We start from the raw sequence: 12,976 nt of genomic DNA on the forward strand, positions 1-12,976 counted from the left end.
TTATTTCCATAGCAAGTAGAGGGACTTATGAAGCAATACACCAATGAACTCACCGCCGAAATGCTGGCAGCATTTGACCAGTCACCATTCACAGCTGAACAGCTCGCGGAAATGAACGAAGAAGCCCGTAATCTGATCGCTGAAAGAAACGCCTACAACCTCGCTCACCCAGTTACAGCCGCTTATCTGATTGCTACAGAGGGTAGCTTAACCCGCAACGGGGGAACGGTTATCAGTGAATACAACGGGCAGCAGATCGAAATTGAAGACGGAACACGCCTAAATGTATCTCTTGTGGGTGATGAAGTTCGTTATCCAGATGGAACCACCGCGAAAATCAGCACTGGAGTAGGCAATACCTCTGGTGACTCCGCCGCTCTTGTCGGTAGCTTGCTCGACAACGGCGACGAAATTATCAGTAGCCCACAGAATGCCGGAAGAAGAGTAGTCCGAGCAGGGGAATCGTTGCCAGAAAACTTTCTGAAATAAGGCGGTCACTATGGCATCGGTTAACAGAGGCTGCACAGTTCACGGTAAGAACGTTGGTCTACATGGAGATAAAACATCTACAGGCGCACAATGTATTGCCGCCCGCCCCGGTATGTCTGTCATGGGCAAGTGGAAACTCTATATCGGCGATAAGACCACCCCTTGCCCGAAATGCGGGAAAGTGGGGGTGATAGTGAGCGGTGATCCTCGCTGCTCAAATAGCGCCGCAGTCGCCGTGGACGGTGCAGAAATCCACTGCGGTTGTCCACAGGGTACTAATTTTCTTATCGCGCCTGGCACCGTTGAGGTGAATACCCCTTCTTGGGCGACAGCGCCTGTAGAGCCAGTGCAACATGCACAGGCAGCGAAGAAGCAAAACACCTTTGCTGATACCTGCAAACCAGAAGATAACCAGCTATTGAACGGCGTTTACCTCTGGACTGAAACCAAAAACGCAGGTCACGCTTTCGTTTCGGTGCACGAGAATAACAATGTCTATCTCTACACGTATGGTCGCTATGGCAGAACCAATCGTGGAGGCTTTACGGGAGATGGTGTTCTTAACTTCCTGCAAGATGAAGATGCAAGGGTTTACTATCGTTCTGAACTCTATGAGATGGGTGCTCGTGTTTTCCGCATAGACGATGCTGACCCGATGAAGACAAGAGCGTTCTTCGAAGACCTATGGAACAACAGTAAGCCAGCTATACAAACATCAAAAATGCCAGAGACAACAAGGAGGAGAGGCCATACCATTGATGAGTATGACGTTACTGGCAGCAACTGCACCACACATTCAGTTGCGGGGATTAAGTTTGCTGGCTCTACGGTATTTGAGCACGGTTACACATCTACGACGACCCAACTACCTATTGAAGCTGAGGAAGATTTCACCGTTCCGGTATCGCTGCAAAGATTTCTCATCGCAAAGGGTGGAGACATGTCCTCAATGCTTGTCGTTGAGATGACCGGAGTATTCAAAGAGCAATACCCTAATTCAGGCAACTTACAACCATTCCAGGAAACTCGCGGTGGTGTAGCTCAGCATGTTGCAGCGGAAGGTGCAGCCACTGGCGATTCATTGTCTCCGTATTCCGGCGGCACTGTAGGTGGCGTATTAGGGGGATCTTATGGCGATGACGAATAGAATTAAAACAATTTTCCGATGGGGTGGGATTGTCATTGTATCGCTATGCTACTTTATCGCACTGGTGCTATCTACCTTCTCTTTTTCCGCATTCAGCGAGAGTGAAAGTATGCGGTTTTCTGGCCCAATCCCATTAAAAGAGTACCAAGCTTCTATAGACTCGATCATGCAAGCCACTGATGGCGTTTTTACTGTCGCCCTTTTTGGCTTTGCGATCTGCGTGCCTCTCATCCTACTGATCTTTAAAAAGGTGAGATGATGAATAAGAAGTTCTGGATCAGGTGGGGGATTATCGCGCTGATCTGCATAGCCTATTACGTCATCGTGCTGTATTTCGATCTGGTCTTCGCGCTTAACTTTTCAGAGACAATGAGCCAGAGTGGGGAGCTTACGCCTTCTCAATGCACCTGGTTTGTTAAGGATCTATCGCAAAATCACTCTGATTCGGCTTTAGCCTCTATCATTGGTTTCGCTGTCTGCGTCCCTCTGATCCTGCTTATCTTCAAGAAAGTGAGATGACCGCCAAAGGCTGGAGAGATCCAGCCTTTCCCCTTTTCCCTAATTTTAGATAATAGAAGCCATAAAGCCCCGTTGGTGATACAACAACAAGCGGAGCGTAGCGACTTCATCAGACTGTCAGAGGGATAACACCTTATCAGGATAACCGTGTACCCTTGCGGGAGCGTGGCTGAAACGCTGATAGAGCCTACATGTCGTTTGTAGGTACGTTATCACCATAAACCTGTTTACGTAGCTCTGAGAGCCGCACATCGGGCTTGAAATGCGTATGATCAATCTGTCGATGACATAACTATGCCTGGATGGGCTTTTTCTTCACGTTTTACTATCGCGGTTTGAGGATGCAACTGCCGCCAACGCTGAGTTATACTGTCATCTCACCATGTAACTTAGCGTGACAGTTACCAAGGGCGGATCACAATGGTAGAACCCATAGGCGACTAAAATAGGTAACTATTTAAGTTGCTGATAGCGAAGCCTTTTAAGGCTTCTCCACAAGGGGAGAGATCTGGAGCGGGCGAAGGGAATCGAACCCTCGTATAGAGCTTGGGAAGCTCTCGTTCTACCATTGAACTACGCCCGCTTTGAGGTGCGTAAGGCATTATAGACCTTACGCTTCTTCATACAAGCCTCTTCACCACTAACCGGCGATAAAATAATCACTTAGCACTTCGGTTTGCCACCGGGAGCAGGAAGATAACGCTGCGGATCGATGGCCGTCGCCTTATAGCGGATCTGGAAATGCAGCTTCACCGTGTCCGTGCCTGTGCTGCCCATGGTGGCAATCTTCTGCCCTGCCTTCACGTTCTGTCCGTTGTTGACCAGCATCGTGTCGTTGTGCGCATAGGCCGTGATGTAGTCTTCGCCATGCTTAATCATGATCAGGTTACCGTAGCCGCGCAGCTGGTTACCAACGTAAACCACCTTCCCGGCACCGGAGGCATAAACCGGCGTACCGCGTGCGGCAGCAATATCAATACCTTTGTTGCCACCTTCAGAAAGGGAGTACGGCAGCACCACTTTACCGCTGGCCGGCCAGATCCAGCAGCGTTGACCGACCGGCGGCCAGGAAGACTGCGGCACCGCGTAAGACGGCGTCACTTTCGCAGTTTTGCCCTTCGAGGAGGATTTTTTGCCTGCGGACGAACCGCCGGAAACCTTCAGCTTCTGCCCCACCTCGATAGTGTAAGGCGGAGAGAGATTATTGAGCCGCGCCAGATCCTTCACGCTGGTCCCGGTCGCACGCGAAATGCGATACAGCGTATCCCCGCGCTTAACGGTATAGACCGAACCGGTATAGCTGCCCATATCCGATGATTTGCTTCCTGAGCAGCCTGCCAGTAATAGCGTCAGCGTCAGACAAAAAATGGCGGTGATGGGTTTTCTCGTCAGGCTTCCTGCAAACAAAACAGATCCTCGGTCAGCGTGAATGGCGCCCTATAATACCAGCCTGAAGAGAGAAGGGTCAGCCCTTTTCCGCTCCTGGAGACAAACCGTTCGTATAAGAATGCCGTATAATGCTGCTCTGCTGATGGTGCAGAACCATCCGCATCGTTGGCACTGGAGCAGGAATGAGTATTCAAGAACACGTTATTTTGGTAAACGACCAGGGAAAGGTGATTGGCACTCAGGAAAAGTACGCCGCGCACACGACCCAAACCCCTCTGCATCTGGCGTTCTCCTCCTGGTTGTTTAACGACAACGGTGAATGTCTCGTAACCCGGCGCGCGTTAAGCAAAAAAGCCTGGCCGGGCGTCTGGACGAACTCCGTCTGCGGGCATCCGCAATCGGGTGAAGAGACGCAAGAGGCCATTATCCGACGTTGCCGCTATGAGATCGGCGCTGAAATTACCGATATTACCCCCGTGGCGTCCGAGTTTCGTTACCGTGAAACCGATCCTTCCGGGATCGTTGAAAACGAGATTTGCCCGGTATTCGCAGCACGCATCACCAGCGAACTGCGGATTAACCACGATGAAGTGATGGCGTTCGAGTGGGTTACGCTGGAGTCGTTATTCCACGCCCTCGATGCCGCGCCCTGGAGCTTTAGCCCGTGGATGGTGCTGGAAGCGACGGCCGCACGAGACGCCCTCAGAGCGTTCGCCGCGCAATAAAAAAGCCCCTTTCGGGGCTTTTTTTACGTCGGTTAGACTTATTTCACCGGGCGCATCGCCGGGAACAGGATCACGTCACGGATGGTGTGGCTGTTGGTAAACAGCATCACCATACGGTCGATACCAATCCCCAGACCCGCCGTTGGTGGCAGACCGTGCTCCAGCGCGGTCACGTAGTCTTCGTCGAAGAACATCGCTTCGTCGTCGCCTGCCGCTTTCGCATCAACCTGGTCCTGGAAACGCTGAGCCTGGTCTTCCGCATCGTTCAGCTCGCTAAAGCCGTTGCCGATTTCACGGCCGCCGATGAAGAATTCAAAGCGGTCAGTGATCTCCGGGTTCTGGTCATTACGACGCGCCAGCGGAGAAACTTCAGCCGGATACTCGGTGATGAAGGTCGGCTGAATCAGGTGCGCTTCGGCCACTTCTTCGAAGATCTCAGTTACGATACGACCCAGACCCCAGCTCTTCTCAACCTTGATACCGATGCTTTCGGCGATCGCTTTTGCAGAATCGAAGTTATCCAGATCCGCCATGTTGGTTTCCGGACGGTATTTCTTGATCGCTTCGCGCATGGTCAGTTTTTCGAACGGCTTGCCGAAGTCGAAGACTTCTTCACCGTAAGGGACCTGGGTGGTGCCTAGAATATCCTGCGCCAGCGTACGGAACAGGGATTCGGTGAGCTCGATCAGGTCTTTATAATCTGCATACGCCATATAGAGTTCCATCATGGTGAACTCTGGGTTATGACGAACGGAGATACCTTCGTTACGGAAGTTACGGTTGATTTCAAACACGCGGTCAAAACCACCGACCACCAGACGCTTCAGGTACAGTTCCGGCGCGATACGCAGGTACATGTCCAGGTCCAGGGCGTTGTGATGGGTGATGAACGGACGCGCAGACGCGCCGCCTGGGATCACCTGCATCATCGGGGTTTCCACTTCCATAAAGTCGCGGTTAACCATGAACTGGCGAATACCGGCCATGATCTGGGAGCGAATTTTGAAGGTCTTGCGGGATTCATCGTTAGAGATGAGATCCAGGTAGCGCTGACGATAGCGCGCTTCCTGATCCTGCAGGCCGTGGAATTTGTCCGGCAGCGGGCGCAAGGCTTTGGTCAGCAGACGCAACTCGGTGCAGTGGATAGACAGTTCACCGGTTTTGGTTTTGAACAGTTTACCTTTCGCGCCCAGGATATCGCCCAGGTCCCACTTCTTGAACTGCTCGTTGTAGATACCTTCCGGCAGATCGTCACGGGACACGTACAGCTGAATGCGGCCGCCAACGTCCTGCAGAGTCACGAAGGAGGCTTTACCCATGATACGGCGGGTCATCATGCGGCCTGCAACGGCCACTTCGATGTTCAGCGCTTCCAGCTCTTCGTTCTCTTTCGCGTCGAAGTCAGCGTGCAGTTGGTCTGAGGTATGGTCACGACGAAAATCGTTCGGGAACGGCACGCCCTGCTCACGCAGCGCTGCCAGCTTCTCGCGGCGGGTTTTCAGTTCGTTGTTAAGATCGACTACCGCGTCAGCGCCCTGTGCTTGTTGTTCAGACATGTTGGTTCCTCATAACCCTGCTTTCAAACTTGCTTCGATAAATTGGTCCAGGCTGCCGTCCAGCACCGCCTGCGTGTTGCGGGTTTCAACCCCGGTACGCAGGTCTTTGATGCGGGAGTCATCAAGGACGTAAGAACGGATCTGGCTGCCCCAGCCGATGTCAGACTTATTATCTTCCATCGCCTGTTTCTCAGCATTTTTCTTCTGCATCTCCAGCTCATAAAGCTTCGCTTTCATCTGCTTCATGGCCTGGTCTTTGTTCTTATGCTGGGAACGGTCGTTCTGGCATTGCGTGACCAGCCCGGTTGGAATGTGGGTAATACGTACCGCAGATTCCGTACGGTTAACGTGCTGTCCGCCCGCGCCGGACGCGCGGTAAACGTCGATACGCAGGTCCGCCGGGTTGATTTCGATATCGATGTCTTCATCCACTTCCGGGTAAACAAACGCGGAACTGAAGGAGGTATGACGACGGCCACCGGAGTCGAACGGGCTCTTACGCACCAGACGGTGTACGCCGGTTTCGGTACGCAGCCAGCCGTAGGCGTAGTCGCCAATGATCTTGATGGTGACGGACTTAATACCAGCCACTTCACCTTCAGACTCTTCGATAATTTCGGTTTTGAAACCGCGCGCTTCAGCCCAGCGCAGATACATACGCATCAGCATGCTGGCCCAGTCCTGCGCCTCGGTACCGCCAGAACCTGCCTGAATATCGAGATAGCAGTCAGCGCTGTCGTATTCGCCGGAGAACATACGACGGAATTCAAGCTGCGCCAGCTTCTCTTCCAGCACGTCGAGTTCTGCTACGGCTTCGTTAAAGGTTTCTTCGTCGTCGGCTTCTACAGCCAGCTCCAGCAAACCGGAAACATCTTCCAGCCCCTGAGCCATTTGATCCAGCGTATCTACGATAGCTTCGAGAGAGGAACGCTCTTTACCCAGCGCCTGTGCGCGTTCAGGTTCGTTCCAGACGTCCGGCTGTTCCAGCTCGGCGTTTACTTCTTCAAGACGCTCTTTCTTGGCATCGTAGTCAAAGATACCCCCTAAGAACGTCAGAGCGCTCCGTGAGGTCCTGAATACGGTTTTTTACCGGATTAATTTCAAACATGGTCTGTTTTCTTTTATGGACTAGTCAAAATGCGGTGATAAGAGCGGGATTGTACCGAATCCACGCCCTTTTTTATAGAGATTACTGCCGCTAAATTGGCCAGATATTGTCGATGATGATCTGAAGGGAGCGGTTACCGCGAAACTCGTTGATATCCAGTTTGTACGCCAGTTCAACTTCGCGCACGCCGTTATCCGGCCATATCGACGTGTCCACGTTGAAGGCAATGCCGTCCAGCAGCGGCCCGCCGCCGACCGGCTCAACCATCACTTTCAGATGACGCTCGCCGACGATACGCTGCTGCAGCAGACGGAAACGGCCGTCGAACAACGGTTCCGGGAACATCTGCCCCCAGGGACCCGCATCGCGGAGCATTTGCGCCACCTCCATCGTCATCTCCAGCGGTGAGAGCTCGCCATCGGACACCACTTCTCCCTGCAACAGGGCCGGGTCAATCCAGTCGGTGACCAGCTCACCAAACAGACGCTGAAACTCGTCGAACTTCGCCTCTTCAAGGGACAAACCCGCCGCCATCGCATGGCCGCCGAACTTGATCATCAGACCCGGGTAGAGCGTATCGAGCCGCTCCAGCGCGTCGCGCATGTGCAGACCCTGAATCGAGCGGCCGGAGCCTTTCAGCGTGCCGTCGCCCGCAGGTGCAAAGGCAATCACCGGCCGGTGGAAACGCTCTTTAATGCGTGACGCCAGAATGCCGACCACGCCCTGATGCCACTCGGGATGATACATCGCCAGGCCGCCCGGCAACGTATCGCCGCTGCGCTCCAGCTTTTCACACAGGGTCAGCGCTTCAGCCTGCATCCCCTGCTCAATCTCTTTACGGGTCTGGTTCAGGGCATCCAGCTCGTTGGCCAGCACGCGCGCTTCACCGATGTTGTCGCACAGCAGCAGCGCGACCCCGACGGACATATCGTCCAGTCGTCCGGCAGCGTTCAGGCGCGGCCCGAGGGCAAAGCCGAGATCGCTTGCCGCCAGCTTGAGCGGGTCGCGGTTGGCAATCTCCAGCAGCGCCTTGATCCCAGGACGGCACTTGCCTGCCCGGATACGGCTTAAGCCCTGCCAGGTCAGGATACGGTTATTGGTATCGAGCGGGACCACGTCCGCGACGGTACCCAGCGCCACCAGGTCGAGATATTCGGCCAGGTTCGGTACGGCAATCCCGCGGGATTCAAACCAGCCTTTATCACGCAGCAGCGTGCGCAGCGCCAGCATCAGATAAAACGCCACGCCTACGCCCGCGAGAGCTTTGGAGGGAAATTCACAGTCGCGCAGGTTTGGGTTAACGATCGCTTCCGCCGCAGGCAGCGTTTCGCCCGGCAGGTGGTGATCGGTGACCAGCACCGGGATCCCCAGCTGATGGGCATGATCGACCCCCGCATGGGAGGAGATGCCGTTATCCACGGTCATGATCATCTGCGCACCGCGGGCGTGGGCCTGATCGACCACTTCCGGGCTGAGGCCGTAGCCGTCTTCAAAACGGTTCGGCACCAGATAGGTGACGCTATCGCAGCCCAGCGCGCGCAGGCTGAGTACGCTCAGCGCGGTGCTGGTGGCGCCGTCGGCATCGAAATCCCCTACCACCACAATACGCGTGCCTTCGCGCAGCGCGTCGTAGAGCATCTCGGTCGCTTTTTCGATACCGTTCAGCTGCTGCCAGGGCAGCATCCCTTTCACGCTGCGTTCAAGATCCTCAGCGCGGCGCACGCCGCGGCTGGCATAGAGGCGCTTCAGCAGCGGTGAGAGATCGTCTGGCAAATCAACCGGTTCAACCGCCTCACGGCGGCGCAATTTTATGGGGGCTTTCACGCGGATTATTTACCACCAAACTGTTTCTGGTGGGCATCGAGAAATTCTTTCATCTCTTTCGGTCCCTGATAGCCCGGAACAACGTAACCGTTGCTCAGCACAATCGCAGGCGTACCGTTCACGCCAAACTGCACACCCAGCGCGTAGTGGTTAGCAATGTCGATGTCGCAGGACGCAGGCTTAACCTCTTTCCCACTCATCGCATCATCAAACGCTTTGTTGCGGTCTTTCGCACACCAGATAGCCTTCATGTCCTTCTCCGGCTGGCTCTGCACGCCTGCACGCGGGAAAGCCAGGTAACGCACGGTAATGCCCAGCGCGTTGTAGTCTTTCATCTCTTCATGCAGCTTGTGGCAGTAGCCGCAGGTGATGTCGGTGAAGACGGTAATAACGTGTTTTTCCTGCGCCGCTTTATAGACGATCATCTCTTTTTCGAGCGCGTTCAGGTTTTTCATCAGCAGCTGGTTGGTGACGTTGACCGGCTGCGCGCCGCTCACATCGTACAGCGGGCCCTGAATCATATGTTTGCCGTCTTCGGTGACGTACAGCACGCCGCTGTTGGTCAGCACCGTTTTCAGGCCGGCAACCGGGGCTGGCTGAATATCGCTACTGGTGACGCCAAGCTTCGCCAGCGACTGTTTAATGGCGGCGTCATCCGCATGGGCGAAACCGGTAAATGAGGCTGCCAGCAGGGTGAACAGCGCGAAAGACTTTTTCATAGTTGATCCTGTTACAATTCGTCGGCACTCACGCTCGAGGGTGGTGCTGTTGGTGTAGCTGCCGCAGGCGTTCCGTCGCGACATGGGTGTAAATTTGCGTCGTGGAAAGATCGCTGTGTCCCAGCAGCATCTGCACCACGCGCAGATCGGCGCCATGGTTCAGCAGATGCGTCGCAAAGGCGTGACGCAATACGTGCGGCGACAGCTTTTCACTGTCGATACCCGCCAGTGTGGCGTAATGCTTGATGCGATGCCAGAACGTTTGCCGCGTCATCTGCTGGGCGCGCTGGCTCGGGAACAGGACGTCGATAGACGCACCGTTGAGCAACCACGGACGGCCGTGCTCCAGGTACGTTTCCAGCCAGTACACCGCCTCTTCACCCAGCGGTACCAGCCGTTCCTTGTTACCTTTACCTATTACGCGCACCACGCCCTGACGCAGGCTGATATCGCTCATCGTCAGGCCAACCAGTTCCGAAACGCGCAAGCCGGTAGCATACAATAGCTCAAGCATGGCTTTATCGCGTAACTCCAGCGGCAGGTCAACTGCCGGTGACTGTAATAATCTCTCAACTTGTGCTTCGCTGAGATCTTTCGGCAGCCGCTGCGGGAGTTTCGGCGATGCCAGCAACGCACTGGGATCGTCTTCGCGGATCTTCTCCCGGTAAAGGTGCTGGAACAGCCGACGCATGGCGCTGAGCAAACGTGCGGAACTGGTGGCTTTGTACCCCCCCGCGATACGTTCCCCGAGCAGCGCCTGCAGGTCGTCACTTTGCGCGCTCGCAAGGGATAACCCCCGGTGCGCCAGCCACTCCACCAGCATGGTGAGATCGCGACGGTAGGCACTGAGGGTATTCTCGGCCAGATTTTTCTCCAGCCACAGTGCATCGAGAAACTGTTCGATCAGTGCGAGATCCTTTTCCACGTCAGCCCCTTTGATTCTGCAGTCAGGCCATTATGCCTGATTGTGACCGGTTTCTGGTACACTACGCGCAAAGTCAACGCAAGAATTGAGATAGTTACGCGATGAATATTGGTCTGTTCTATGGTTCCAGCACCTGCTACACCGAAATGGCGGCAGAAAAAATTCGCGACATCATTGGCCCGGAACTGGTGACGTTGCATAACCTGAAAGATGACGCGGTCGCGCTGATGGAACAGTACGATGTGCTGATCCTCGGCATCCCAACCTGGGATTTCGGTGAAATACAGGAAGACTGGGAAGCCATCTGGGATCAACTCGATTCAGTCAATCTCGACGGCAAAATCATTGCCATGTACGGCATGGGGGATCAGCTGGGTTACGGGGAGTGGTTCCTGGATGCCCTGGGCATGCTGCACGATAAGCTGGCGCCGAAAGGGGTGTCGTTCATCGGCTACTGGCCAACCGAAGGTTACGAGTTCACCAGTAAAAAACCGATTATTGCCGACGGCGAACTGTTTGTCGGGCTCGCGCTGGATGAAACCAACCAGTACGATCTCAGCGATGAACGCCTACAAACCTGGTGCGAGCAGATTCTTGGCGAAATGGCGGAAAAGTTTAGCTAACGCGCATTACCCCTGCGTCGTCTGTTGCAACAGCATACGGCGCAGGTCTCGCCACTCGGCCGCATCCATACTGTCAGCGGCCAGCCACAGATGCTGGCAACGTCCGCCTTCTACCTTGCGTAACCGTAACATCATGCCGGTATTGAGCATCCAGGGCATACCGAGGATATCCCACTCTGTTCCCTGCCAGCGCAGGCGGGAATCCATCAGTAATTTGATCTCTCCCTGACGGGCATTGATGCGACGCTGGCTGCGTACGCTGTCAAATACAACAAACGACAGTAGCAGCAGCCACAGCGGCGTGTAGCTCAGCGGCCATGGCATCAGCAGCACAATGGCCGCAACCAGGCCGTGGAGCAATAACGACATCCACTGCGAGCGCCATGAGACGCGAAGATCAGATTGCCACAGGACCACGTTCCCGATTCCGTGTTTGAATTAATTGCACCATCCGTTGCAACTCGGTGTCGGCGGGTTTGCCGTGGTTCATCAGCCAGTTGAATAAATCCGGATCGTCAGACTCAAGCAGGCGAACAAACAGATGCTTATCCTCATCGCTTAAGCTGTCATACTCATATTCAAAGAAAGGCATGATGGAAATATCAAGCTCACGCATGCCGCGACGACACGCCCAGTGGATACGGGCCTTGTTGTTAATATCCATGTTCAGTTTCCTGCATTACGTTTGGCACAGTCGGCGCCCCGTTCAGTGTTCTTTATTTCTCTACGGGGACACTCGTTAGTGTAACGTGTTTTTGACCGTTTCTTTACTGGAATATTGCGATCAACGAGTCAGCTTCCAGAATAAACCCTACGAAGACAGCGGATTACACTATTTTGCGTGGCGCTACGCATAAGCGGTTTAAGGCACAAATGGCCTGTTGAAAGCGCTTGCATTGCCTGCAGGCTCTTTTACCATTAGGCATTATCAAAGCGTTAAGCAATTCAGGATATCGTTATGGCATTTACACCATTTTCTCCTCGCCAGCCCGCCGCCTCTGCGCGTCTGCCGCTGACGCTTATTTCTCTTGATGACTGGGCGCTGGCAACCCTCACCGGTGCCGACGCCGAAAAATACCTGCAGGGCCAGGTGACAGCCGACGTCAGCCAGATGACCGAACACCAGCACCTGCTGGCGGCGCACTGCGACCCAAAAGGCAAGATGTGGAGCAACCTGCGTCTGTTCCGCCGTCAGGACGGCTTTGCCTTTATTGAGCGTCGCAGCCTGCGTGACGCACAGCTCAAAGAGCTGAAAAAGTACGCCGTCTTTTCCAAAGTCACTATCGCCCCGGACGATGAACATGTCCTGCTGGGCGTGGCCGGCTTCCAGGCACGTGCGGCGCTGAAAAACCTGTTCAGTGAACTGCCGGATGCAGAAAAGCAGGTGGTCAGCGAAGGCGCGACGTCCATTCTGTGGTTTGAACACCCGGCGGAGCGTTTCCTGTTAGTCACGGATGCCGCAACGGCCGAGCGCGTGACCGAGGCGCTGCGCGGCGAAGCGCAGCTCAATAACAGCCAGCAGTGGCTGGCGCTGAATATCGAAGCGGGCCTGCCGGTCATTGACGCGGCCAACAGCGCGCAGTTTATTCCTCAGGCCACCAACCTGCAGGCGCTGGGCGGCATCAGCTTTAAAAAAGGCTGTTACACCGGCCAGGAGATGGTCGCGCGGGCAAAATTCCGCGGAGCAAACAAACGTGCGCTGTGGACGCTGGCAGGCCACGCCAGCCGCGTACCGGAAGCCGGTGAAGATCTCGAGCTGAAGATGGGTGATAACTGGCGCCGTACCGGCACCGTGTTAGCCGCCGTACAGCTGGATGACGGACGTCTTCTGGTGCAGGCGGTGATGAATAACGACATGGAAGCCGACAGCGTGTTCCGCGTGCGTGACGACGCGAATACGCTGAGCATTGAGCCGCTGCCGTATTCTCTGGAAGAGTGATGCTGTATCGCCC

At 54.8% G+C, this 12,976-nt stretch carries 15 protein-coding genes and 1 tRNA gene; 7 read left to right on the plus strand and 9 right to left on the minus strand.

All coding sequences use genetic code 11. The annotated features are described in order from the left end of the window. Positions 1 to 27 precede the first annotated feature (27 nt). From C1N69_RS18520 to C1N69_RS23100, 4 genes are read left to right on the plus strand one after another with little or no spacing between them, the layout of a single operon-like run. On the plus strand, positions 28 to 489 hold the full coding sequence (locus tag C1N69_RS18520) for a PAAR domain-containing protein (RefSeq protein ID WP_072438991.1): 462 nt from the start codon (positions 28 to 30) through the stop codon (positions 487 to 489). Between the two features lie 10 nt (positions 490 to 499). Continuing rightward, positions 500 to 1,636, plus strand: a complete 1,137-nt coding sequence (locus C1N69_RS18525) for a PAAR domain-containing protein (protein WP_155031678.1) — start codon at positions 500 to 502, stop codon at positions 1,634 to 1,636. Further along, positions 1,620 to 1,895, plus strand: coding sequence for a hypothetical protein (locus C1N69_RS18530; RefSeq protein ID WP_089600312.1), 276 nt, complete (start codon positions 1,620 to 1,622; stop codon positions 1,893 to 1,895). Before C1N69_RS18525 ends, C1N69_RS18530 begins: the two co-directional genes overlap by 17 nt. After that, a complete protein-coding gene (locus C1N69_RS23100) occupies positions 1,892 to 2,155 on the plus strand; it encodes a hypothetical protein (RefSeq protein WP_104556535.1) in 264 nt (87 codons plus the stop codon). The genes C1N69_RS18530 and C1N69_RS23100 overlap by 4 nt, the downstream gene beginning before the upstream one ends. Positions 2,156 to 2,664: 509 nt before the next feature. Here C1N69_RS23100 and C1N69_RS18540 read toward each other — a convergent pair. After that, positions 2,665 to 2,738 (minus strand) — tRNA-Gly (locus C1N69_RS18540). An 80-nt stretch (positions 2,739 to 2,818) separates the two neighbouring features. After that, a complete protein-coding gene (gene actS / locus C1N69_RS18545; protein ID WP_095452427.1) occupies positions 2,819 to 3,562 on the minus strand; it encodes an amidase activator ActS in 744 nt (247 codons plus the stop codon). 164 nt (positions 3,563 to 3,726) lie between these two features. Between actS and idi the strand changes: the two genes are divergently transcribed. Next, positions 3,727 to 4,269 (plus strand): isopentenyl-diphosphate Delta-isomerase, encoded by a 543-nt coding sequence (gene idi, locus C1N69_RS18550; protein ID WP_025757767.1) that lies wholly within the window; start codon positions 3,727 to 3,729, stop codon positions 4,267 to 4,269. 38 nt (positions 4,270 to 4,307) lie between these two features. Here idi and lysS read toward each other — a convergent pair whose 3' ends face one another. The 5 genes from lysS to xerD form a co-directional block, all read right to left on the minus strand. Then, the gene (gene lysS / locus C1N69_RS18555; RefSeq protein WP_047959417.1) at positions 4,308 to 5,825 is read right to left on the minus strand and encodes a lysine--tRNA ligase; all 1,518 of its coding nucleotides are present in this window, start codon (positions 5,823 to 5,825) and stop codon (positions 4,308 to 4,310) included. Positions 5,826 to 5,834: 9 nt separating this feature from the next. Further along, positions 5,835 to 6,933, minus strand: a protein-coding gene (gene prfB, locus C1N69_RS18560; RefSeq protein WP_095908218.1) for a peptide chain release factor 2 whose coding sequence is annotated in 2 segments (ribosomal slippage) — positions 5,835 to 6,857 and positions 6,859 to 6,933 — 1,098 coding nt in all. Because the reading frame shifts where the segments join, the coding sequence is not laid out codon by codon here. Between the two features lie 90 nt (positions 6,934 to 7,023). Then, complete coding sequence (gene recJ, locus C1N69_RS18565) at positions 7,024 to 8,757, minus strand: single-stranded-DNA-specific exonuclease RecJ (RefSeq protein WP_155031679.1); 1,734 nt, start codon at positions 8,755 to 8,757, stop codon at positions 7,024 to 7,026. Positions 8,758 to 8,762: 5 nt separating this feature from the next. Beyond that, on the minus strand, positions 8,763 to 9,476 hold the full coding sequence (gene dsbC, locus C1N69_RS18570; protein WP_047959419.1) for a bifunctional protein-disulfide isomerase/oxidoreductase DsbC: 714 nt from the start codon (positions 9,474 to 9,476) through the stop codon (positions 8,763 to 8,765). 28 nt (positions 9,477 to 9,504) lie between these two features. Beyond that, positions 9,505 to 10,401 (minus strand): site-specific tyrosine recombinase XerD, encoded by an 897-nt coding sequence (gene xerD / locus C1N69_RS18575; RefSeq protein ID WP_028016949.1) that lies wholly within the window; start codon positions 10,399 to 10,401, stop codon positions 9,505 to 9,507. Between the two features lie 101 nt (positions 10,402 to 10,502). On the opposite strand from xerD, the gene fldB reads away from it, so the two are divergent. Next, on the plus strand, positions 10,503 to 11,024 hold the full coding sequence (gene fldB / locus C1N69_RS18580) for a flavodoxin FldB (RefSeq protein ID WP_008499710.1): 522 nt from the start codon (positions 10,503 to 10,505) through the stop codon (positions 11,022 to 11,024). 6 nt (positions 11,025 to 11,030) lie between these two features. Here fldB and C1N69_RS18585 read toward each other — a convergent pair whose 3' ends face one another. Both C1N69_RS18585 and sdhE read right to left on the minus strand, forming a co-directional pair. Beyond that, positions 11,031 to 11,441, minus strand: a complete 411-nt coding sequence (locus C1N69_RS18585; RefSeq protein ID WP_025757758.1) for a protein YgfX — start codon at positions 11,439 to 11,441, stop codon at positions 11,031 to 11,033. Further along, a complete protein-coding gene (sdhE, locus tag C1N69_RS18590) occupies positions 11,422 to 11,688 on the minus strand; it encodes an FAD assembly factor SdhE (RefSeq protein WP_025757757.1) in 267 nt (88 codons plus the stop codon). The genes C1N69_RS18585 and sdhE overlap by 20 nt, the downstream gene beginning before the upstream one ends. A 294-nt stretch (positions 11,689 to 11,982) precedes the next feature. Between sdhE and ygfZ the strand changes: the two genes are divergently transcribed. Then, complete coding sequence (gene ygfZ / locus C1N69_RS18595) at positions 11,983 to 12,963, plus strand: tRNA-modifying protein YgfZ (RefSeq protein ID WP_025757755.1); 981 nt, start codon at positions 11,983 to 11,985, stop codon at positions 12,961 to 12,963. The last annotated feature ends 13 nt before the right edge of the window (positions 12,964 to 12,976 follow it).

Source organism: Enterobacter sichuanensis (genome assembly GCF_009036245.1).
GTDB lineage: Bacteria > Pseudomonadota > Gammaproteobacteria > Enterobacterales > Enterobacteriaceae > Enterobacter > Enterobacter sichuanensis.

What these genes read in the sequence shown, in the direction of transcription:
- C1N69_RS18520 (WP_072438991.1), top strand. Translation starts at nt 28, where the DNA reads ATGAAGCAATACACCAATGAACTCACCGCCGAAATGCTGGCAGCATTT.
- C1N69_RS18525 (WP_155031678.1), top strand. Translation starts at nt 500, where the DNA reads ATGGCATCGGTTAACAGAGGCTGCACAGTTCACGGTAAGAACGTTGGT.
- C1N69_RS18530 (WP_089600312.1), top strand. Translation starts at nt 1,620, where the DNA reads ATGGCGATGACGAATAGAATTAAAACAATTTTCCGATGGGGTGGGATT.
- C1N69_RS23100 (WP_104556535.1), top strand. Translation starts at nt 1,892, where the DNA reads ATGATGAATAAGAAGTTCTGGATCAGGTGGGGGATTATCGCGCTGATC.
- idi (WP_025757767.1), top strand. Translation starts at nt 3,727, where the DNA reads ATGAGTATTCAAGAACACGTTATTTTGGTAAACGACCAGGGAAAGGTG.
- lysS (WP_047959417.1), bottom strand. Translation starts at nt 5,825, where the DNA reads ATGTCTGAACAACAAGCACAGGGCGCTGACGCGGTAGTCGATCTTAAC.
- dsbC (WP_047959419.1), bottom strand. Translation starts at nt 9,476, where the DNA reads ATGAAAAAGTCTTTCGCGCTGTTCACCCTGCTGGCAGCCTCATTTACC.
- fldB (WP_008499710.1), top strand. Translation starts at nt 10,503, where the DNA reads ATGAATATTGGTCTGTTCTATGGTTCCAGCACCTGCTACACCGAAATG.
- sdhE (WP_025757757.1), bottom strand. Translation starts at nt 11,688, where the DNA reads ATGGATATTAACAACAAGGCCCGTATCCACTGGGCGTGTCGTCGCGGC.
- ygfZ (WP_025757755.1), top strand. Translation starts at nt 11,983, where the DNA reads ATGGCATTTACACCATTTTCTCCTCGCCAGCCCGCCGCCTCTGCGCGT.